This is a genomic window from Polaribacter sp. HA6-7 (assembly GCF_055693625.1).
The window spans coordinates 3,118,585-3,140,233 of the sequence record NZ_CM146338.1; the positions used below are offsets into that span (position 1 = coordinate 3,118,585).

Consider the following 21,649-nt stretch of genomic DNA (forward strand, 5'->3'; position numbering starts at 1 on the left):
AATTATCTTTTTTGAAGATTTAAATGAATAAACAAGTTAAAAATTCTTCAAAAACTTGTAGAAAAAGCATTACTTTTGTAAGACTTCCTCTGATTGTTATTGTTTATTTACATAAGCATTTGTTTTAAGTGATACATTTATTTAGTAATTTTTATATTTCTTAAATCTGCAAGCAGAGGTTTTCTTTTTAATTCTATTTTCTTCAATAAAATAAACAGCATACTAAAGTCTGTTATCATCTCTTTTGTAATGAAATGATCTTTTTATTTTATGAATTTAAACGATAAAAGTTTATTTATTTAGGGTTTATAAATTGCCTAAAAAGGCTACCTAAAACTATATTGTAGAGAAACTTTTCTTTTTCACAGCATTTTTCTCTCATCCAAAGATGAAACTTATTTTTTAATAATCCTAAAAAACTACCCACCCGATTTGGACTAGCTGAATTCAGGGATACTAAAAACATACTGTTTTCAGCTAGTCCAATTTGGAAAGTTAAATACATTTTTTTCTTACTTTTGAAAAAAGAAAAAGACTAAAAAACAACTGTTTAGCCAAAAAACTAAATTAGAAAAACTAAAAAATGCTATAAAAATGAATGAAAACAGCTCACTGCAAAGTGTAGATCATCAGATTAATAATATTTTAAATATGATAATCTACAGAAGAAAAAAATTAGGTCTTACCCAAACCGATTTAGCAAATAAACTTGAAATAACTTTAAGTGGTTATTACAAAATAGAAAAAGGAAAAACAGATTTAAATTTTAGACGAATGCTAGAAATAGCTGAAATTTTAGATGTAGATCTTAACTACTTTTTTAAGTAATTGTAGTTTACACATATTATTGATTCATTTCTATTGCATATTATAAAAAAATGATTGAAAAAGATATAATTAATGCTACACACAGTAAAATTCTACGTAAAATAGTGACTTTAAGAAGTAATGCTGGCGTTTCTCAAGTAGAGTTAGCAGATGCTATCGGAATTTCTGAAAGTGGCTATTTTAAAGTCGAAAAAGGAAAAACAAAGCTAGATTTAGAACGGTTGCTAATTATCTTGCTAAAACTTAAAATTTCTCCAAAAGATTTTTTTAAAGATATAGAATTAAATTTCTAAAATAAAAACCCCAAAACTATTTAAATAGTTTTGGGGTTTTTAATTACAAAAAGCTTAATTTTTAAATATTTGCTTTCATCAATTCTCTATTCATTCTTGCAATGTTGTCTAAAGAAATTCCTTTAGGACACTCAACCTCACAAGCACCTGTATTTGTACAGTTTCCAAAACCTTCTAAATCCATTTGTGCAACCATGTTTTGCACACGATCTGCAGCTTCTACTTGCCCTTGTGGTAATAAAGCATATTGAGATACTTTAGCACCTACAAATAACATTGCAGAAGAGTTTTTACACGTTGCAACGCAAGCACCACAACCAATACAAGTTGCAGCATCCATAGCCTCATCTGCTGCATGCTTAGAGATAGGAATAGAGTTTGCATCTTGTGTATTACCGAGATGTATTTACAGAAATGTAACCACCTGCATGTTGTATTCTATCAAAAGAAGATCTGTCTACAACTAAATCTTTAACCACCGGAAAAGCAGCTGCTCTAAATGGCTCTATTGTTATAGTATCGCCGTCTTTAAACATACGCATGTGTAATTGACACGTGGTAACGCCTCTATCTGGCCCATGAGCTTCTCCGTTAATATACATAGAACACATACCACAGATACCTTCTCTACAATCATGATCAAAAGCAACTGGTTCTTCACCAGCATTTACTAATTGTTCATTTAAAACATCCATCATTTCTAAGAAAGACATATGTTCTGATATTTCAGTAACCTTATAATCTACCATTTGACCCTTTGTAGATGAGTCTTTCTGTCTCCAAATCTTAAGTGTTAAATTCATAATGTCTATCTTATTTATAACTTCTTTCTTTAACTTCTATGTTCTCGTAAACCAATTCTTCTTTATGCAATACTGCATCTTTTGGTTCTCCTTTATATTCCCAAGCAGAAACAAATTGAAATTCTTTTAATCTCTTTGCTTCTCCTTCTTCTGTTTGATGCTCTTCTCTAAAGTGACCACCAGCAGATTCTTCTCTTACTAAAGCATCTTTTGCAAATAATTCTCCTAATTCTAAGAAATCTGCAACTCTACCTGCTTTTGCTAATTGTTCGTTGTATTCTGTATCTGTTCCTGGTACAATTACGTTTTTCCGTAAATCTTTTCTTAATTCAGATATTTCTACAATAGCTTCTTCTAAACCAGCTTTATTTCTAGACATTCCACATTTTTCCCACATAATTTTACCTAATTTTTTGTGGTAATAATCTACAGAATGTGTTCCTTTATTGTTGATAAAGAATTTTATTCTATCTGCAACTTCTTTTTCTGCTGCTTCAAACTCTGGCGTATCTGTAGATATTTTTCCTGTTCTAATATCATCAGCTAAATAATCTCCAATAGTATAAGGTAACACAAAGTAACCATCTGCTAAACCTTGCATTAGTGCAGAAGCACCTAATCTATTTGCACCATGATCAGAGAAGTTTGCTTCTCCAATTGCGTAACAACCAGGTATCGTAGTCATTAAATTATAATCTACCCAAACACCACCCATTGTGTAGTGTACCGCTGGATATATCATCATTGGTGTTTCATATGGATTTTCATCAACGATTTTCTCGTACATCTGAAATAAGTTACCATATTTAGCCTCAACAATCTTTTGTCCTAATTCGTAAATCTTAGCATCAGAAGGATTGTTTATATTTTGAATTTTTGCTTGTTCTTTACCATAACGCGTTATTGCAGATGCAAAATCTAAATATACAGCTTCACCTGTTGCATTTACACCGTAACCAGCATCACAACGCTCTTTTGCTGCTCTAGAAGCAACATCACGTGGTACTAAGTTACCAAATGCAGGGTAACGTCTTTCTAAATAATAATCTCTTTCGTCTTCAGACAAATCGGTAGGTTTTTTACGACCTTCTCTAATTGCTAAAACATCTTCCATGTTTTTAGGAACCCAAATTCGTCCATCATTTCTTAAAGATTCAGACATCAATGTTAATTTAGACTGATAATCTCCTGATCTAGGAATACATGTTGGGTGAATTTGTGTATAACATGGGTTTGCAAAATATGCTCCTTTTTTATGTACTTTCCATCCGGCAGTAACATTAGAACCCATTGCATTAGTAGATAAGAAATATACATTACCATAACCACCGAAGCAATAACTACTGCGTGTGCAGAATGACGTTCTATTTCTCCTGTAACCAAGTTACGTGCAATAATTCCTCTTGCTTTACCATCTACAATAACAACATCTAACATTTCATGACGATTGAACATTTCAATCTTACCACGAGCAATTTGACGGTTCATTGCAGAATATGCACCTAATAGTAATTGTTGTCCTGTTTGTCCTTTTGCATAAAAAGTTCTAGAAACTAAAACTCCACCAAAAGAACGGTTGTCTAAAAGACCACCATAATCACGTGCAAAAGGAACTCCTTGTGCTACACATTGATCTATAATATTTGCAGAAACCTCTGCAAGTCTGTAAACGTTAGCTTCTCTAGAACGGTAATCTCCTCCTTTTACAGTATCGTAAAATAATCTGTAAGTAGAATCACCATCTCCTTGATAGTTTTTTGCTGCATTAATACCTCCTTGAGCCGCAATAGAGTGTGCTCTTCTTGGAGAATCTTGATATGCAAAAGATTTTACATTGTAGCCTAATTCTGCTAAAGTTGCAGAGGCAGAACCACCTGCTAAACCTGTACCAACAACAATAACATCGATGTGTCTTTTGTTTGCTGGGTTTACTAAGTTAATTTTGTTTTTATAATCTGTCCATTTATCTTTTAATGGACCTTGAGGTACTTTTGAATCTAAAGCCATAATTGTATTCGATTAATGGTTTAAGTGATGATAAAGTGCTACAAAAATAAAACCTGCTGGTATTAAAATTGAGTATACTTTACCGATAGTTTGTAATGTTTTCTTTCTTCCTGCTGTTCCTCCCATAGATTGAAATGCAGATGTAAAACCGTGTGCTAAATGTAATCCTAAGAAAACAAAAGCAACAACATAAGCAGCTACTCTAATTGGGTTTGCAAATTTGTGCACTAGTTCTTCGTAATAACGAAAACCTTCTACACCTTCCATCATACCGGACCAATCTCCTTGTATGTATTTTGTGTTGATTTCTGAAACCAAAAATCGATAAAGTGTAAAACAATAAATGCTAAAATTGTAATTCCACTCCAAATCATGTTTCTACTCATCCAAGATGAATTTGCAGCACCATTATTCTTTGCATAAGACACACCTTGCGCTTTTCTGTTTCTTAGTTCTAAGATAAAACCCATTACAAAGTGAAAAACAACTGCAAAAATTAATACTGGTTGTAATGCAAATTGTACCACTGGGTTTGTACCCATAAAGTGAGAAACTTCGTTAAAAGTATCTGGACTAAAAACTGATAAAACATTAATTGCTAAATGCTGAAGTAAGAAGAACATTAAGAAAAACGCCGATAGCGCCATTGCTACTTTTCTTCCAATTGAAGATTTAAAAAATCCGCTCATTGTATATGTTAGTTTAATTTATAATACAAAAATACGGCTTAACAAAACGTAGTACAAGAAAATTACAACGTTTTCGTTTGTATTTAGAATAATTATAAATAAAACTGTTTTGCTTTTAACAGAAAACAATGATTTTGTTATTTTCTGCTCTTTTTAGAATTAGAAGGCACCAAGCATTTGTTATTTTTCCATTTGCCTTTTAAAGATTCTTTAGAAATTATTTTTTGGTTGCACGTTAAAAAATTACCATTTGCATCTTTCTTAATAATTTTCATTTTGCCATTGTAAATTGCATTTACAATTCTATAAATTAAACTTCTTTTAGAAACAGTACTTCCTTTTGTTATCAACTTTAAACCTTCTTCGTTGTTGTGTAAATCCATATCTGTAGAAATTTCATCTGGCACAACACCATCTTCTAATTTAAGTTTTTTATAAGTAATATAGTTTTCTTTTTCATGCGCTTTACCTAACGACCTTGCTGCTCTTTCACCTATTTCTTGGCGTAATCTTGCCATCCAATACGCGTGCCTAAAAGCATCTACTTGCCCACCTGCAGCATCTTTATCTAACAAATTGGTTTTTCTAATAGAATCTGCAACTTTATTTGTTTCTTTTGAAATCTTTAGAGAAGTTTTTGCCTTAAAAGGATGAAATAAAACCCATCTTTTTATTGGACCAGATAGTTTTAAAAAACTTTTAAAATCTGATTGAGCAGTAGTAGAAAGTGTTAACGAAAAGAAGATTAAAAAGGTTATTTTTTTCATGCTTGAAATATACTAAAAAAACGATTTAAAAATCTCTTATAGACTTCTAAACCGTTTTTTTAAATTGAAAGAAATTAATTGATTATTTTATTTCAAATTCGCTTTTAGAAGTAGCGCTTTTTACAGTATATTTTCCTTTAGGCAAATATACAACTCCGTTTTTAGCTGCTTTTAAACTCGATTTTTTATTAACCTTTTCATAAGCTTTCTTTCCTTTTTTAGAAAAAGAAACATCAAAAATTGCTTCATTATAACCTTTTGTAGCATCAACAGTTATGGTGTTTACTTTAATATCATTTGTGTAAATATCTAAAGTAACTTTTTTATCTGAATTCGAATAAAAAGGAATTGTAATTTCTGGAGTAAAAGCGTCTCTCCACATACTCCAAGAACGCCCCCAAGAACCACTTTTTCTTACACTTTTAACATCGAAAATATGTGTAGCAGCAGACATTACACTTTTATCTATATTTTGCAATGCACTAACATCTGCTTTATATAAACTTCTACCATGCGTACCTACAATTAAGTGTTTAGCTGTTGGCTGAATCACTAAATCGTGCACTGCTACGTTTGGTAAATTATTTGCAAATGCTTCCCAAGAATTTCCTCTATCAAAAGAAATATACAAACCATTATCTGTACCAACGTATAAAATGTTTTCATTAGCCGGATCTTCTTTAATTACGTTTACAGAAGATGTTGGGATAGCGTTACCAATGTTTGTCCATGTTTGACCATAATTTTCTGAAACGAAAACATAAGGTGTAAAATCATCAGATCTATAGCCGTTTAAAGTTGCATAAACGCGTTCTTTTTTAAATTTTGATGCAATTACTCTTGTAACCCATAAATTTTGCGGCAAATTATTAGAAATTCTTGCCCAAGAACATCCACCATTTTTAGTTACATTAATATAACCATCATCAGAACCAACATATAAAAGTCCGAATTGAAAAGGACTTTCTGAAATAGACGTTAATGTACCGTAAGCAACATTTCCTTTTTTACCACCCGTAGTTAAATCTCCGTAAATTGTTTCCCAATTGTTACCTTGATCCAAAGATCTGTGTAATTTATTACCTCCTAAATATAAAATATCTTGGTTATGTTTTGATAAATGAATTGGTGTTTGCCAGTTAAATCTATACGGATTTTCACCTAAAGTATGTTTTGGCTGAATATATTTGCTTCTTCCAGTTTCTGTATCTATTCTAGAATAATTACCAAATTGATAACCTGTATAAACAATATTAGGATTTCTATCATCTACTTGCACTTGCATACCATCGCCACCCATAATAGACTTGTAAGGATTTTGACCAGATTGTTGCCAACCTTTATTAATTCTTGCATTATTACTAGCAACCCAAACACCATTATCTTGTAAACCACCGTAAACTTTGTAGTTTTTCTGATTATCTGCATATACAGAATAGAATTGACCAACTGCTGGATCGTTTAATTTAATCCAGTTTTCACCGTCATCATAAGACAAATTTAAACCACCATCATTTCCGTTTAAAATGTGTCCTGATTTTTTTGGATTTACCCACAAGGCTTGATGATCTGAATGCACATTTTCTTTACTGATAGAAGTAAAAGTTTTACCACCATCTTTAGATTTTATAATTGGAACACCTAATACGTAAATTCCGTTTTCATCTTGTAAGTCTACTCTAATTTCTCCGAAATAATATCCGTAAGAACTATAAACACCATCTAAGAAATTATTGTGAGTCTTTTTCCAAGACTTGCCACCATTTGTAGTTTTAAAAACCTCTGCACCTATTACCTGAGTATCAAATAACATAGAATTTGCGTCTTCTAAGTATTTTGCTAAATCTATTGGTTTTACAGAACCAACACGCACCATTTGTTTTACATTTTGTGCTCTGTATTTTTCTTGAAAACCATTATTTTTTAAATAAGTATTTAATTTTTTATCAGACAATTCTAAAAATGCTGCAGAAGACATTGTTTTAAAATCTTCTTTAGTTAACTCGTCTGATGGTTTTTTAGAAGTATCTTTTTTCTTCGGAATTGACTATCATGTAAAGCATATACTGTGTTTTCGTTAAAAACAGCCAAACCAATTCTACCAACTCCGTTTCCTGTAGGAAAACCAGATTTGTCTGAAATTTTGGTCCAAGAACTACCAGCATCTGTACTTTTATAGATTGCAGAATTACTTCCATCTCCGTCAAAATTCCATGCTTTACGTTCTCTTTCCCAAGAAGCAGCATACATTACATTAAAATTTTCTCGCGCCACAGCTACATCAATAACACCTGTATCGTTATTTATAAATAAAGATTTTGTCCATGTTTTACCGCCATCAACAGTTTTAAAAATCCCTCTTTCTTCATTAGGCGAATATAAATGCCCAATAACTCCAACAATTACCTCATTAGAATTCTCTCGGATTTATTAAAATTCTACTAATATGATGCGAATCTAACAACCCTACATTTTGCCAAGTTTTACCTTTATCCGTAGATTTTAACATTCCAATACCTGCATAACTAGATCGAGAAGAGTTTTTCTCTCCGGTTCCTACCCAAATAGTCCCGTTGTTCCAATCTACAGCAATATCACCAATATTTTGCGTAGGTGAATTGTCTAAAACTGGTGTAAAAGTTGTACCGTTATTGTTTGTGTACCAAAGTCCGCCGAAGCATAACCAACATAAAATTCTGTAGGATTTTTAGGATTAACAGAAACATCAGAAACACGACCACTCATAACTGTTGGCCCTATATTAGTAAATTTTACATTTTTAACTAGTGATGTTTTCATCATCTCTAATTTTTTGTCTAGGGATTTCTGAACAACATTTGCTTCTGTAGTATTCTGAGCAACAATACTTGCAGAAAAGCAAAGTAATAAAAGCTTAAAAATAGATTTCATAAGTAATAAGTTTGATTTGAATTGAGTTTGAAACGTTGAAATTACTATTTGTATAATCAATATCAAAAAAATTAACATAAAAACGATTTGTGCCAAACAAATTGCTTCCAGTTAAAACAACGTATCTTTGCGCCGGCAACAATTAAATAAAATTGTTGCTGTAAATTATTTTTATGACATTTTCAGATTTAGGTTTATCTCCAGCGTTGGTAAAGGCAGTTGAAGAAAAAGGATATACCAAACCATCTCCAATACAAGAAAAAGCGATTCCGCATATATTAGAAGGCAAAGATATTTTAGCTTCCGCACAAACAGGAACCGGTAAAACAGCTGGTTTTACATTGCCTGTTTTACAATATTTATCAGACACAAAACACCCAAAATACAGACCATTAAGAGCTTTAGTGCTAACGCCAACAAGAGAATTGGCTGCACAAGTTCACGACAATGTAAAAGAGTACAGCAAGTATGTTAATATAAAATCTGCAGTAGTTTTTGGTGGTGTAAATGCAAAACCTCAAATAGCAACTTTAAGAAGAGGTGTAGATATTTTAGTAGCAACACCAGGTAGATTGTTAGATTTACACGATCAAAAAGCAGTGTCGTTTAAAAGAATTGATGTTCTAATTTTAGATGAAGCAGATAGAATGTTAGACATGGGTTTTGTTAGAGACATTAACAAACTTATTAGTTTTATGCCTGCTAAGAGACAAAACTTATTGTTTTCTGCTACATTTTCTAAAGAGATTAAAAAATTGGCATCGGGTATTTTAGAAAATCCTGTTTCTGTAGAAACAGCACCACAAAATTCTACCGCCAAAAAAGTAACTCACAAGGTTTTTAAAGTTGATAAAAAAGAAAAACAGAGTTTACAATTAAGTTGATAAAAGACAATAATTGGAACCAAGTTTTAATTTTTACAAGAACAAAGCATGGTGCAAATAAGTTAACGCAAAAGTTAATTCAATCTAAAATTACTGCAGCAGCAATACATGGTAATAAAAGTCAAGGCGCAAGAACAAAAGCTTTAAAAAACTTTAAAGAAAACACCATAAAAGTTTTAGTTGCAACAGATATTGCTGCAAGAGGATTAGACATTCCGCTACTACCACACGTTATAAATTTCGAACTACCAAATGTACCCGAAGATTATGTACACAGAATCGGTAGAACTGGTAGAGCTGGTGCTGCCGGAGAAGCAATTTCTTTGGTTTGTAGCGAAGAAACAGAATATCAAAATGAAATTGAAAAACTTTTAAAAGAGAAGTTAAAATCTACTGTTGTAGAAGGTTTTGAACCAACAGATACTGCGCCACCTAAAAGAGCTGCTACACAAAGTAAAAGTTCTTTTGGTAAAAAGAAAAAACAAAGGCCTTCTAATGTAAATCCTGGAGGTTCTTCTGATCAAAAAAAACCAAAAAGAAAACCTCATTTTAAAAGCAACAAACCTGCAGGCGCAACTTCGGAAGAGGTAGAACTGGTGCACCGAAAAAAAACGATTTTAAATTAAGTTTGATTTAAAAATTACAATCCCATTTTCTTAATATAGAATTTGGGATTTTTTTATTCTAATTGGTCATTTTTTAAGTTCCTCTTTATTATTGCTACCTTTGTGTATCATTAAAAATCAATAGTATGAAATACGATAAAATAGACGCTAATTTATTTATTAAAAACCGTAAAAATTTTGCGGCTAATATGAAACCAAATAGTTTAGCTATTTTTAACTCTAACGATATTTACCCAATTGGTGCAGATAGCACAATGCCTTTCGAGCAACACAGAGATATTTTCTATTTAAGTGGTGTAGACCAAGAAGAAAGTGTTTTAATGTTGTTTCCAGATTGCCCTAATGAAAACCTAAGAGAAGTTTTATTTTTAACAGAAACAAATGATCATATTGCAGTTTGGGAAGGTGAAAAACTAACTAAAGAAGCAGCCTTATCAACCTCTGGTATTAAAACCGTTTATTGGTTACAAGACTTAGAAAAAGTTTTATTCGAAATGGCTTCTTATGCAGATACTTTTTACATTAACACAAACGAACATTATAGAGCAAATGTAGCAACAGAAACAAGAGAAGACCGTTTTACAAAATGGTTGTTAGCAAAATATCCTGCGCATTCTGTAGCAAAAAGCAATCCTATTTTACAAAGATTACGTTCTGTAAAAGATTCTATTGAACTAGATTTGATGCAGAAAGCTTGTAATATTACAGAAAAAGGATTTCGTAGAATTTTAGACTTTATAAAACCCGGAGTTTGGGAATATGAAATTGAAGCAGAATTGTTGCATGAATTTGTAAGAAATAGGTCTAAAGGTTTTGCTTACACACCAATTATTGCATCTGGTAACAACGCAAATGTTTTACATTATATAGAAAACAATCAGCAATGTAAAAGTGGCGATTTAATTTTGTTTGATATTGCCGCAGAATATGCAAATTATAAAAGTGATTTATCTAGAACTGTACCAGTTTCCGGTCGTTTTACCGATAGACAAAAAGCTGTTTACAATGCTGTAAATTATGTTAAAAAAGAGGCTACAAAACTTTTAGTACCGGGAACAATTTGGAAAGACTATCATGTTGAAGTAGGAGAAATTATGACTTCTGAATTACTTAAACTTGGTTTATTAGACAAGGCAGATGTACAGAATGAAGATAAAAATTGGCCTGCTTATAAAAAGTATTTTATGCATGGTACAAGTCATCATATTGGTTTAGACACGCATGATTATGGTTTATTACACGAGCCTATGCAAGCAAATAATGTGTTTACTGTAGAACCTGGTATTTATATTCCAGAAGAAGGTTTCGGAATTCGATTAGAAGATGATGTTGTAATTCAAGAAAAAGGAGAACCTTTTAATTTAATGGGTAATATACCTATTGAAGCAGATGAAATAGAAGATTTAATGAACTAAAGAAACACAAAAAAGGCGAGTTTTAACAACTCGCCTTTTTCTTTTATTATCAATTACCTTATCTATTTAATCTACCCGAAGTATTTCCTTCTAAAATAGAGATTACATCGCTTTCATTTGCATAATTTACATCACCCAAATAAGTGTGTTTTATCGCACAAGCTGCGGCACCAAATTCCATTGCTTTATAATCATCAAACTTTTGCAAGCCATGTATTAAACCTGCAGCAAAAGCATCACCGGTTCCTATTCTATCTACAACGTGTGTAATGTCTAAATCTTGTGTTTCTTTAAACTCAAAACCGTTCCACATTCTTGCTCTAATTTTGTGCCAAGAAGAATTTATAGAAGTTCTAATTTTATCAAACACCTTTTCTATATTCGGAAATTTTTCGATTAATAACTTACTCGCTTCTGTAAATTCGTCGTTAGAATACCCAAAACTAGTTCCTAAAACTTCATTTATTTCATTTACGCCGCCAATAAATATGGTAGAATATTGTAACAAATCTGTTAAGACATCTTTGGCCTCTTCGCCGTATTTCCACAAAGCACTTCTATATGTTGGGTCAGCAGAAATAATCATTCCTTTTTCTTTCGCTAAAATCAAACCTTCTTTTAAAGTTTCTTTAGCTCCTTTGCATAAAGCCGGCGTAATACCTGTCCAATGAAACCATTTACCTTGTTCTAAAGATTTTTCCCAGTTTACCATTTCTGGTAAAATTTCAGAAAAAGAAGAATGCGATCTGTTATAAGATATTTTACTTGGTCTCATAACTGCACCAACTTCTAAAAAGTAAACCCCTAAAGGTCTGCCGAGATCTAACAATTGCAGAGGTGTCTAAATCGAATTTATTTAAGTAAGAAATAGCTGTATCGCCAATAAAATCATTAGAAATACAACTTATGTGTTTTACATCTCCGCCAAAATTTGCTATCGAAATACCAACATTTACTTCTGTACCTCCAAAATAAAATTCTACATTGTTAGCTTGAATAAATTTTTTATTTCCTAAAGGAGAAATTCTCATTAAAACCTCACCAAACGTAATTATCTTATTCATAATAAATTCTTTTACAAAGCAAATATACTTCATAAAAAACAACTATAAATGTATTTTTTATTTAAAGATTATCTAATTTTTATAAAGATGTAATAAAATTAATTGTTTTTGTATTGAAAGTTTCTGGTTGGTCTACATTTACCACATGTCCGCAATTTTCTATCACATAAAGCGAAGAGCTTACATGTTTAGAAACAATGTTTTTTATGGAAGGTAAAAACAAATGATCTTCTGACCCCATTACATAAAGTGTAGGAATTTTAATTTCTTTAGCTCTAAAAAAGCGTAACAAAGGGTTAATTTCTGATGTTAATTTAAACCAACGTAAAAACTCTTTTTGATACAATTTTTTAGCTTCATTAACAAAAAGCAATCTCGATTTCTTATGATTCTTTTTTGGCATTATAATAAATGCAAATAACTTATAAAGAAGCATGTAAGGCACTACCGATTTAAAAATATTACCAACTTTCATTAGCACTTGCGAGCGAAAATTCATTTTAATAATAGCACCACCCATTATCATACTTTTTACCAAAGATGGTCTTTTTTCTGCAAGGTTTCTTATTAAAATTGTACCTAAAGAAATTCCTACAAAGTGCGACTTTTTTATCTTAAGAAAATCGATTACCTCTTCGATGTCTGCAGTTATAGAATCGAAAGTATATTTTGCTTTAAACGTATCTTTTAATTTTGGTTTGCTATTGCCATGACCACGTAAGTCTAAAATTAAAACATTAAAATGCTTTTTAAAATCTCTAATTTGTTTGTACCAAATAGAGCTACTTCCTCCTGCGCCATGCACAAAAGTTACCCATTCTTTAGAATTTTTATGAGGATATAAATAGTAGTTTAACAATCTAAAATCGATTTGAAATGCTAAATTAAAGCATTTTATAAAATTAAATAGCAAGTTTGGTACTTTTTAACGCTTAAAATTGGTAAAATAAAAAAGTCCAAATTATCTTTGTAGTAAATAATTTTCTTCTGAAAAAGACATTTTGCATATTATTATTTATCGCTTTTGCTTTTAGGCCAGCGTATCATCTTGCATATATTGGTTATTTTGAGCTGAATATAGATTATATAATAGAAAAATATTGTGTTAATAAAGATGCACCGAATTACAATGTAATGGTAAATGTCATTTAGCAAAAAAGATAGCACCACAAGTTAATTTAGAGAAAGATAATGTTGCTGGCTTACAAATTGTATCAGAGGCATTTTTTCCTGTTTATCATCAAGAAACAGAAAATTTTACAGCCAAATATTTAGATTTATATCAAAAAAAACTTCCTTCGAAAAAAATTCTTTACATACGTTTTTACTTATTAAAAACTTAGAGCAACCGCCAGATTTATATTTATAAATACTTGTTTTTGTGTCAATAACTTTTGATACATCTTTTTTAACGTTTACTTAAAAAGCACAAACCTGTGTTTTCTAAGTAAAATATTCACATAAATTATTTTAAAAATATCTTCCTTAAAATTCTAAGGAAGAAGAAACATCTATTATAAATGAAAATTTCAAAATATATTGCTGCATTCTTATTTGTAGCAACTTTAGCTGCATGCTCGTCTTCAGAAGAAGTTTTAACTGGCGAAGGAAACGTAACATTAGAGTTTGATAATGCATACAACAGTTCTGATTTACTTTTAGAAACCACTCCTTATTCTGCAAATGATACCGAAAAAATTAAGATTAACAAGGTTAAATATATTGTTAGCAACATTCGCTTAGAAACTGCAACCGGAACCATTTTTACTTATCCAAAAAATGAGTCTTATTTTATTGTTGATGAAAACACAAATTCATCTCAATTTATCACATTAAAAAATGTACCGAGAAGATGATTATACAAAAGTAACTTTTGGTATTGGTGTCGATCAAGAAAAGTATTTAGAAGGTGCAACAGGACAAGGAGATTTCTTAGCAAAAGCACAAGAAGCTGGCATGATGTGGAGCTGGCAAGCGGGCTATAAATTTATGGTTTTCGAAGGAACTTACACATCAGAAAACACAACTACAGAAACTGCATTTGCTTTTCATATGGGAAGCCATGGAACTGCGGTAGATAACTACAAGGAAGTTTCTTTAGATTTAACAAACTCTGCAAGAGTAAGAACAGACTTAACACCAGTAATACATGTTGTTTCTGATGTTTCTAATATTTTAGACGGTACCACAAAATTTTTGCTAGATGATGCTGCACAAATACACGTAGACGGTGTTAAATCGCCTCAAATAGCAATAAATGTAAATACTATGTTTGTTATAGATCATGTTCATAATTAAATCAATAAAACCGTTGTTAAGTAAAAATCTTAACAACGGTTTTCTATCAATTATGAAAAAATTTATACTATTATGTTTAGGTTTTATTACACTTTTTTCTTGTGCAAAAAACGAAGAAGAATATGTGCTAATTCCTAAAAAAGTTGAATTAAAAATTCCAAGTAATTTTCCTGGATTATTGTACGATTTAAGTCAAAACCCACTAACCGAAGAAGGTATCGCTCTTGGTAAAAAATTGTTTTATGAAGGACGATTGGCTTCCGACGGAGTAATTTCTTGCGGATTTTGTCACGAACAAGCTTCTGCTTTTACACATCATGGCCACACAGTTAGTCATGGCGTAGATGGTAAAGTTGGCTTTAGAAATGCACAACCCATTCAAAATTTAGCTTTTTTTAGCGAGTTTACTTGGGATGGCGCCGCAATTCATTTAGATCTACAACCAATTATACCAATTACTAGTGATGTAGAAATGAATGAAACCATACCATCTGTGCTTTCTAAATTGAACTCTTATCAAGAATATGAGGTTCTTTTTACAAATGCTTTTGGTGATAGAGAAGCTACATCAGAACGTATGTTAAAAGCTTTATCGCAATTTATGGTAACCATGATTTACGGAGATTCTAAATACGATAAAGTGATTAGAAACGAAGAAAACGCCACATTTACCGAACTAGAAAATAAAGGTTTAGAAATTTTTAATAACAAATGTGCAGCTTGCCATTACGGAGCTCTTTTTACAGACCAAAGTTATAGAAATAACGGATTACCAACTAACTATAAATTCCCTGAGGAAGAAGGAAGAAAAAGAGTTTACGGCCTAAAAGACGATTTTTACAAATTTAGAGTACCAAGCTTAAGAAATGTAACAAAATCTTTTCCGTACATGCACGATGGACGATTTGGAAATTTAGAAGCCGTATTAGATTTTTATTCTGATGGAATGACACAAAATGGTGGTGTTGTAGACACTTTACTAATAAAATCTAATGGCAATCTAGGTATCGATATATCATCCGAAGAAAAAACAGCTTTACTTGCTTTTTTAAACACATTAACAGATAACACCTTTTTAAATGATAAACGTTTTGCAGAATTTTAAGATAAAAAAACAATAATACTGTTAACATTTGTATTAATTACGATTGCTAGTTTTGCTAATTCAGGCAAAGAAATATGCAGCAAACACAACAACCATTCTTTCGAATATTATTTCTGTGATTTATGCGGTTGCTCTACAAGTAGCGGTAGTTTTGGTTTGGGTACTTTAAATAATGCGAGCTTTGTAGGTGTAAGATATATTTATCAAAAATTTCAATCGAAAGATGGTATTTTTGATAACTCTCCAACAAGTACAGAGAACTTTCATACGTATCAATTATGGGGAAGGTTGCCCATAAATGAAAATTTATATGTGAGTGCAATTTTACCATATCAAGATTTAAATAGAGAATATACAGATAGAAACGAAAGTATAAACGGCTTTGGAGACGCAACAATAATGAGTTGGTACAAGTTTAAATTTTATAAAAAAGTAGATGAAGAAAAGTCTAAGTTATACACAAATGTTACCCGAGAACCTTCGGACATTCTTTAGAAATTGGTTTAGGAGCCAAATTACCAACAGGTAAATTTGAACAAGTTTTAACCGATAGAGTAAATCCTGGTTTTCAATTAGGAACTGGTAGTTTAGACGGTATTTTAGGACTTGCACACAGTTATGGTGCAAATAAATTTGGTGTAAACACTAGTTTAACTTACTATTTTAAAAACGAGAACAAAAACGAATACAAGTTCGGAAACCAGTTTAGTTACGCTTCTAACTTTTTTTATGCTATTTCTAAAGAAAAATATATGTTATTGCCTTTTGTAGGCTTTTCCGGTAATATTTATAATAAAATTAAACAGTATAAAGAAGAAGTACCAAATACAGATGGTAATGTTTTTAACGGAACTTTGGGTGCAGAAATAACTACTAAAGATTTTATTTTTGGTGCCAATTATACGCTTCCAATTTCACATAATTTATTTGGTGGTAACGTTACCCCAAAACAAGCAGTTTCTATCTATTTAAACTTTAATTTAAATAACTAAAAAACAAAAAAAGGCGAACATTTCTGTTCGCCTTTTTAACTAATTGAATTAAAAAACTACTCTACTATTAATGTGTATTGTGGCGTTGGGTTTAAAGGACAGAAATAAACGTATTCTCCTTTTTTAAGTGTCACTTTTTTAGAAGTTTCTTTGCTGTTATCTTTTACTTGTGCTGTTACATAAGCGTTTTTAATGTGTGCTTTTACATCTGCTTTTGGCGCTAAAACAAAACCTACATTGTGCCCTACGTTGTTGTTAGCTATTTCAAAAATATAAGTACCTTCAGATAACGTAATTTGTTTTTGTGTAAACTCTCCTTTTGTTTGTTCTAAAGAAACTGTTTTTACTTCTTGTGCATTTGTGTTAAATGCAAAACCTATTACTAATACTAAAATTGCGATTACTTTTTTCATGATTGTTGTTTATTAAAATTATTAAATTATTGTTTTACTATTTATAAAGCTTCTGCTAACGGAAAATCTACAGCTACATCTGTTGTTTTATGAAAATAATTTGTAATTGTAATTTCTCCAATTAAGATTATTGCATCTGCTAAATTTCCTTTTGTATACCCTTGTGCATATAAGTTTTCTACTGTTTCTGGTGTTGCAGCACCTCTGTTTTCTGCTGCACTTTTAGCAAAGTTTGCCAATGCATTTAATTTTGCATCAAAAGAGGCTTTACCTGCTCTTAATTCTAAAATTTGTGCTTCTGTAAAACCATTCATTTTACCGATGGCTGTGTGGGCAGACAAACAATAAAGACATTCGTTTACTTGACTTACGGCTAAGTTTATTACTTCTTTTTCTTTAGCAGAAAAGCTTGTTTTACCATTTCCTATTGCTAAAAAATTACCCAAAGCAGTTTCGCTATGTGCAAATGCTGCGTATAAGTTTGGTACAAAACCTAAACCTTTTTCTAATTGATTAAATATTGCTTGGTTGTTTTCTGATACTTCGTTTTTTGTTGGAACATTATATGTACTCATAATTTCTATTTTTAGATGATTTGTAATTTTTTTAAATAACTTATTTGCATTCGCAAAGTTGCTGGTTTTGATTTTGCTCGTCGTAAGTTTGGTAACCCCAACAGTTTGGACATTGTGTGTTTTCTATTGATTTCATATGTTTAATTTTTAGTTCTTATTGATTGACACTGCAAAGGTATCACCAACATTAAGCTCTAAAATTGGACAAAAGTTCTTACTGTTTGGACTTTGAAATAAAGCCAACAAAAATGCACGCGTGAAGGATTGAGAAATTTGTTTGAGCTCTTTTAAAGTTTGATAAAACTTTAAAAAGCGAGTTTCGAAAGCCTGACCTGAAAGGGCACTCCCAAAAAAATAATCTTAGTAGTCTTTTTTAAACTGAAGTGGAGATTTTGAAATTGCCTTTGTAAAGAATCGGGTAAAATATGCTGGATCGTTAAAACCTAACTCGAATGCAATTTCTTTTACGGTTTTATCGGTGTAAATTAACAAGCGTTTTGCTTCTAACAAAATTCTGTTTTTTATAAATTCTGATGGAGAAGTTGTACCTGCTTTTTGAAAATGCTTTGTGATTGATTTTGGCGAAAGACCTAGTCTTTTAGCATAATCTGTTACAGAATGAAGTGTTTTGTAATTTTGCTCTACCAACAAACTAAAGTCTTTAAAAAGGCGTGTTTCGACATCTTCTTTAACCACATGGTTTTCTTTTTTTACACGAACAGCAGAAATAATAAATTGCTTTAAATAGGCTTGTAACATATCGTACTGTGCTGTTTCGTTTTGCTGAAACTCTTCTAGTAAGCTTGTTAATATAAAGTCTAATTTATCGGTGTCTTTTTTACATGGTTTTACAAACGGAGTTTCATAAATATTGTTAAATAAAATTCCGTTACAAGCAACCTCTGCATCGTGCGTTTGTATGCAGTAAAAATCTTTTACAAAAGTAAGCTTGTAAGCGGTTTTTATTTGTTCTGAATCTACCGTAAAAACTTGTCCTGGAGATAAGAAAAAAAGTACATTATCATCAAATTGATATTGTTTAAAATCGATATTATACGTTCCGCTACCTTCTTGAATCCAATAAATTGCATAAGCATTTTGTTGTACCGAATGATCGATTGTACAAGCTTTGTCAAACCGAACTGTGCTTACAGAAAATATATCTTTAAAAGTATGCTTTACAATATCTTGAACTGCCATAATGTGTTGGTCGTATAAGTTTTAACAAACTTTCTATTTTAATTTAAACCGAACATTTTGAGGTAAAGGCTTACAAAGTTCTTTACTGACAATTTTTCTTCTCATTGAAGGCTTATCTTTAAAATGTCGAGAAATATTTTTTACCACATCCATATAATTATCTTTACCATCATCTCTTTGGTGATAATATATCTTTATTGATCTACAGTTTTCATGTTCGAAAATAGTATTTAACATTACTCTATCTGATAAACCACAAGAATGACCTAAAATGATAACTTGAAATTTTTCACTATCAATTGTACTTAAAAGTTGGTCATAATTGTTATTTTGAAAATACTGAAATGATTTAAAAAACCTTAAATACTCATTATCATCTATATTTTCTATCAGTTGATAATCTTCATCCATTTCATCTCCGAAGCCGAAAACCGGTTTAAAATCTTCTGAATCTATTTCTCCATGAATACTATTTATATTACTGTTTTCCATTGACATTTCATCTGTCTCATAAAAATAAGGAAAAGAACTATCTGTGTAGTTAAAATTTGCAATATATGAGTAACAAATTATTCTCTTATTTAAATTTTCTTTTTCATATATTTTTGAAATATGTTCAGAGTCTGACAAGGAAGAAAACTCTCTAGTGTTCCATTCATTTTCATTTAAAGATGAATTTGGTTTAAAAATTTTATACATTTCTAAAAACTCCTCTTTTGTTGTAATTTTTTCAACATCAAATTTATCAAGAACTTTTTCTTTTAAGTATTTCATTAAAAGATTTTTCACTTCTTCAAATTCTTTATTAAGTTTAATAAGCTCTTTTTTTCTTGCATTGATTAATTCATCACCTTTATAATTTCCGAAATTTAATTTAGTTATTCTCTTTAACTGCAAGTAATATTCATTTTCAATATCAACCCAATTTTCAATTGAATTTTTCAAGTTTATTATCTTAAAGAAATCGTTTTTAAACTTAAAAATATTCTTCAATTTATCCCTAGCTTGAAAAAAATCATCATCAAAAATAAAACCATAATCGTTACAATAATTTTTAAGGTTAGATGATAAATCATCAAAACTTTCAATCCTGTTATTAGCATAATTAAAGTAACCATTATATGAGTAATCTATTTGAATTATTTCTTTAACTAAATAACTGTAAAGATTATTTTCAAAATCACTCCAAAAATCATTCAAAAAATCTCTATAAGAAGTAGGTAACCCATGGGCTAAATCAAAGCCATTTCCAACAAGTATCAGTTTATTCATTTGTAGTTTTCTTTTTCACTACTAAGTTAATGAAAATAAAAACCAAAATAGCGGGCAAAACCCAACCCAAACTGTGTTCTGCTAAAGGAATGATACTTTTAATACCCGTTAAGTTTTCTCGAGGAATTATAAAGCCTAAAAAATGCGGAATACTAAATATAAATGTTACCAAGATAACCGCTCTAAAAACTATTTTAGATGCATATTTTTCCAGCACAACATTTAATAAAATTAACATAATAGTTATAGGGTATAAAAACATTAATGCTGGCACAGCAACATCTATAATAAAACCTACATTATAGCTACCAACTATAATACCAATTACAGAACATATTGCTGCTGTTGCTACATATGCTGCTTTAGAATTATTACAAATTCCTTTTATATAATCTGCGGTACCGGTAACTATACCAACAGCCGTTGTAAAACATGCTAGAGCAACCAAAATACTTAAAAAAGTGGTACCAAAGCTACCTAAAGTTTGTGTACTTAAACCCGATAAAACATCTATTCTAGAGGCATTTTCTGCAAAAGAACTTGCAAATAATGCACCGCTTAAAATTAAACCTCCGTAGATTAATAACAATCCAATACCTGCTATTAACCCTGCTTTTCTTATCAACCTTTTTCTTTCACCAAAACTGTTATGATTACTGTAATCTAAAGAGATAATAATAACTGCACCAACAACTACACCTGCAATAGCATCAAAAGTTTGATATCCTTCTAAAACGCCATCAATAAAAGGGTTTTTAAATGAGGTAACTTCTAAAGTTCCTGAAGACACAAAAAAAGAAATGCCAATAATTACCAATAAAATTATAACAATTATTGGTGTTAAAAATTTACCTATTAAACCAATTATTCTAGATCTATTTACAGAAAATAAAAACACTAAAACAAAGTAAATAATACTTGTTAGTATTGCTGGCGAATCGAAAAATGGCTGAATTGCCATTTCATGCGTTACGGCAGCTGTTCTTGGCGATGGTATTGCAATGGCAATAATGTATATTAAAAAACAAAAAAGTGTACTAAAAACTGGCGATACTTTTTTACCAAAATCATACAACGTTCCTTGTAATTTTGCATGTGAAAAAATTGCCAAAATAGGAATTATAATAGCTGTAGCTATAAAACCCAAAACAACAATCCACCAATCTTCACCAGCCTTTACACCTAAATTTGGCGGTAAAATTAAGTTTCCGGCTCCGAAAAAAGCGAAAAAAGTGCAAACCCTGCAATCCAAATTTCTTTTGTTTTGTTCATGGTAATTATTGTCTTAGCGAGCGAAATATACATATTTTTGCGAGATGCAAGATTCTATTCAATTTAAAAAGGCAAACATTTCTTTTTCTGATACCGGTACAGGAACTGCAATTGTTTTATTACACGGCTTTTTAGAAAATGCTAAAATGTGGAAAACCATTACTGATGAGTTATCTAAAAAAACAGAATTATTACTATTGATTTACCAGGTCATGGTAATTCTGATTGCTTAGGTT

At 30.9% G+C, this 21,649-nt stretch carries 17 protein-coding genes and 6 pseudogenes; 10 read left to right on the forward strand and 13 right to left on the reverse strand.

The genetic code is table 11. The features are described 5' to 3' along the window. The first annotated feature begins 594 nt into the window (after nt 1-594). Nucleotides 595-828 (forward strand): helix-turn-helix domain-containing protein, encoded by a 234-nt coding sequence (locus ACZ1HD_RS17435; protein ID WP_079737724.1) that lies wholly within the window; start codon nt 595-597, stop codon nt 826-828. Between the two features lie 50 nt (nt 829-878). Further along, nucleotides 879-1,121, forward strand: a complete 243-nt coding sequence (locus ACZ1HD_RS17440) for a helix-turn-helix domain-containing protein (protein ID WP_472688184.1) — start codon at nt 879-881, stop codon at nt 1,119-1,121. Between the two features lie 61 nt (nt 1,122-1,182). Here ACZ1HD_RS17440 and ACZ1HD_RS17445 read toward each other — a convergent pair. The 5 genes and pseudogenes from ACZ1HD_RS17445 to ACZ1HD_RS17465 all read right to left on the reverse strand — a co-directional run bounded on the left by ACZ1HD_RS17445 (nt 1,183) and on the right by ACZ1HD_RS17465 (nt 8,297). Further along, nucleotides 1,183-1,924: pseudogene (locus ACZ1HD_RS17445) on the reverse strand (succinate dehydrogenase/fumarate reductase iron-sulfur subunit). Between the two features lie 10 nt (nt 1,925-1,934). Further along, a pseudogene (locus ACZ1HD_RS17450) lies at nt 1,935-3,931 on the reverse strand (fumarate reductase/succinate dehydrogenase flavoprotein subunit). A gap of 12 nt (nt 3,932-3,943) precedes the next feature. After that, nucleotides 3,944-4,620, reverse strand: a pseudogene (locus tag ACZ1HD_RS17455) (succinate dehydrogenase cytochrome b subunit). A gap of 137 nt (nt 4,621-4,757) precedes the next feature. Further along, the gene (locus ACZ1HD_RS17460; protein ID WP_472688185.1) at nt 4,758-5,387 is read right to left on the reverse strand and encodes a DUF6973 domain-containing protein; all 630 of its coding nucleotides are present in this window, start codon (nt 5,385-5,387) and stop codon (nt 4,758-4,760) included. A gap of 82 nt (nt 5,388-5,469) precedes the next feature. Further along, nucleotides 5,470-8,297 (reverse strand): annotated as a pseudogene (locus ACZ1HD_RS17465) (glycosyl hydrolase). A gap of 173 nt (nt 8,298-8,470) precedes the next feature. Between ACZ1HD_RS17465 and ACZ1HD_RS17470 the strand changes: the two are divergent. Both ACZ1HD_RS17470 and ACZ1HD_RS17475 read left to right on the forward strand, forming a co-directional pair. Beyond that, nucleotides 8,471-9,818, forward strand: a pseudogene (locus ACZ1HD_RS17470) (DEAD/DEAH box helicase). Nucleotides 9,819-9,932: 114 nt separating this feature from the next. Then, nucleotides 9,933-11,222, forward strand: a complete 1,290-nt coding sequence (locus ACZ1HD_RS17475; RefSeq protein WP_079737729.1) for an aminopeptidase P family protein — start codon at nt 9,933-9,935, stop codon at nt 11,220-11,222. A 58-nt stretch (nt 11,223-11,280) separates the two neighbouring features. Here ACZ1HD_RS17475 and ACZ1HD_RS17480 read toward each other — a convergent pair whose 3' ends face one another. From ACZ1HD_RS17480 to ACZ1HD_RS17490, 3 genes are all read right to left on the reverse strand, one after another. Continuing rightward, nucleotides 11,281-12,051: a carbohydrate kinase family protein gene (locus ACZ1HD_RS17480; RefSeq protein WP_472688186.1), complete on the reverse strand. Its 771-nt coding sequence runs from the start codon at nt 12,049-12,051 to the stop codon at nt 11,281-11,283. Beyond that, a complete protein-coding gene (locus ACZ1HD_RS17485) occupies nt 11,984-12,286 on the reverse strand; it encodes a PfkB family carbohydrate kinase (RefSeq protein WP_472688187.1) in 303 nt (100 codons plus the stop codon). Before ACZ1HD_RS17485 ends, ACZ1HD_RS17480 begins: the two co-directional genes overlap by 68 nt. Before the next feature lie 79 nt (nt 12,287-12,365). Further along, entirely contained in the window at nt 12,366-13,145 is a 780-nt protein-coding gene (locus ACZ1HD_RS17490; protein ID WP_079737731.1) for an alpha/beta fold hydrolase, read from the reverse strand. A 661-nt stretch (nt 13,146-13,806) separates the two neighbouring features. Here ACZ1HD_RS17490 and ACZ1HD_RS17495 point away from each other — a divergent pair. The 5 genes from ACZ1HD_RS17495 to ACZ1HD_RS17515 all read left to right on the forward strand — a co-directional run bounded on the left by ACZ1HD_RS17495 (nt 13,807) and on the right by ACZ1HD_RS17515 (nt 16,681). After that, nucleotides 13,807-14,142, forward strand: a complete 336-nt coding sequence (locus ACZ1HD_RS17495; RefSeq protein WP_472688188.1) for an MbnP family protein — start codon at nt 13,807-13,809, stop codon at nt 14,140-14,142. Next, nucleotides 14,126-14,584: an MbnP family protein gene (locus ACZ1HD_RS17500; RefSeq protein ID WP_472688189.1), complete on the forward strand. Its 459-nt coding sequence runs from the start codon at nt 14,126-14,128 to the stop codon at nt 14,582-14,584. Before ACZ1HD_RS17495 ends, ACZ1HD_RS17500 begins: the two co-directional genes overlap by 17 nt. Before the next feature lie 52 nt (nt 14,585-14,636). After that, entirely contained in the window at nt 14,637-15,689 is a 1,053-nt protein-coding gene (locus ACZ1HD_RS17505; RefSeq protein WP_472688190.1) for a cytochrome-c peroxidase, read from the forward strand. Nucleotides 15,690-15,845: 156 nt separating this feature from the next. Next, a complete protein-coding gene (locus ACZ1HD_RS17510) occupies nt 15,846-16,184 on the forward strand; it encodes a hypothetical protein (RefSeq protein WP_472688191.1) in 339 nt (112 codons plus the stop codon). Between the two features lie 257 nt (nt 16,185-16,441). Then, nucleotides 16,442-16,681, forward strand: coding sequence for a hypothetical protein (locus tag ACZ1HD_RS17515; RefSeq protein ID WP_472688192.1), 240 nt, complete (start codon nt 16,442-16,444; stop codon nt 16,679-16,681). Between the two features lie 56 nt (nt 16,682-16,737). Here the strand turns inward: ACZ1HD_RS17515 and ACZ1HD_RS17520 are convergent, their stop codons facing one another. The 5 genes and pseudogenes from ACZ1HD_RS17520 to brnQ all read right to left on the reverse strand — a co-directional run bounded on the left by ACZ1HD_RS17520 (nt 16,738) and on the right by brnQ (nt 21,413). After that, nucleotides 16,738-17,094 (reverse strand): cupredoxin domain-containing protein, encoded by a 357-nt coding sequence (locus tag ACZ1HD_RS17520; RefSeq protein WP_079737734.1) that lies wholly within the window; start codon nt 17,092-17,094, stop codon nt 16,738-16,740. Nucleotides 17,095-17,135: 41 nt separating this feature from the next. Beyond that, on the reverse strand, nt 17,136-17,669 hold the full coding sequence (locus ACZ1HD_RS17525; protein WP_472688193.1) for a carboxymuconolactone decarboxylase family protein: 534 nt from the start codon (nt 17,667-17,669) through the stop codon (nt 17,136-17,138). A 360-nt stretch (nt 17,670-18,029) separates the two neighbouring features. Next, nucleotides 18,030-18,869 (reverse strand): helix-turn-helix domain-containing protein, encoded by an 840-nt coding sequence (locus tag ACZ1HD_RS17530; RefSeq protein ID WP_079737736.1) that lies wholly within the window; start codon nt 18,867-18,869, stop codon nt 18,030-18,032. Between the two features lie 33 nt (nt 18,870-18,902). Next, a complete protein-coding gene (locus tag ACZ1HD_RS17535; RefSeq protein WP_472688194.1) occupies nt 18,903-20,141 on the reverse strand; it encodes an AbiH family protein in 1,239 nt (412 codons plus the stop codon). Continuing rightward, nucleotides 20,134-21,413 (reverse strand): annotated as a pseudogene (brnQ, locus tag ACZ1HD_RS17540) (branched-chain amino acid transport system II carrier protein). The gene ACZ1HD_RS17535 and the pseudogene brnQ overlap by 8 nt, the downstream one beginning before the upstream one ends. 44 nt (nt 21,414-21,457) lie before the next feature. On the opposite strand from brnQ, the gene ACZ1HD_RS17545 reads away from it, so the two are divergent. Then, entirely contained in the window at nt 21,458-21,646 is a 189-nt protein-coding gene (locus tag ACZ1HD_RS17545) for an alpha/beta fold hydrolase (protein ID WP_472688195.1), read from the forward strand. Nucleotides 21,647-21,649: the final 3 nt, after the last annotated feature.

Coding starts and splice junctions, on each gene's coding strand:
- ACZ1HD_RS17515 (WP_472688192.1), top strand. CDS start 16,442: ATGTTATTGCCTTTTGTAGGCTTTTCCGGTAATATTTATAATAAAATT.
- ACZ1HD_RS17485 (WP_472688187.1), bottom strand. CDS start 12,286: ATGAATAAGATAATTACGTTTGGTGAGGTTTTAATGAGAATTTCTCCT.
- ACZ1HD_RS17475 (WP_079737729.1), top strand. CDS start 9,933: ATGAAATACGATAAAATAGACGCTAATTTATTTATTAAAAACCGTAAA.
- ACZ1HD_RS17500 (WP_472688189.1), top strand. CDS start 14,126: ATGTACCGAGAAGATGATTATACAAAAGTAACTTTTGGTATTGGTGTC.
- ACZ1HD_RS17440 (WP_472688184.1), top strand. CDS start 879: ATGATTGAAAAAGATATAATTAATGCTACACACAGTAAAATTCTACGT.
- ACZ1HD_RS17460 (WP_472688185.1), bottom strand. CDS start 5,387: ATGAAAAAAATAACCTTTTTAATCTTCTTTTCGTTAACACTTTCTACT.
- ACZ1HD_RS17545 (WP_472688195.1), top strand. CDS start 21,458: ATGCAAGATTCTATTCAATTTAAAAAGGCAAACATTTCTTTTTCTGAT.
- ACZ1HD_RS17535 (WP_472688194.1), bottom strand. CDS start 20,141: ATGAATAAACTGATACTTGTTGGAAATGGCTTTGATTTAGCCCATGGG.
- ACZ1HD_RS17505 (WP_472688190.1), top strand. CDS start 14,637: ATGAAAAAATTTATACTATTATGTTTAGGTTTTATTACACTTTTTTCT.
- ACZ1HD_RS17525 (WP_472688193.1), bottom strand. CDS start 17,669: ATGAGTACATATAATGTTCCAACAAAAAACGAAGTATCAGAAAACAAC.
- ACZ1HD_RS17530 (WP_079737736.1), bottom strand. CDS start 18,869: ATGGCAGTTCAAGATATTGTAAAGCATACTTTTAAAGATATATTTTCT.
- ACZ1HD_RS17435 (WP_079737724.1), top strand. CDS start 595: ATGAATGAAAACAGCTCACTGCAAAGTGTAGATCATCAGATTAATAAT.
- ACZ1HD_RS17495 (WP_472688188.1), top strand. CDS start 13,807: ATGAAAATTTCAAAATATATTGCTGCATTCTTATTTGTAGCAACTTTA.
- ACZ1HD_RS17520 (WP_079737734.1), bottom strand. CDS start 17,094: ATGAAAAAAGTAATCGCAATTTTAGTATTAGTAATAGGTTTTGCATTT.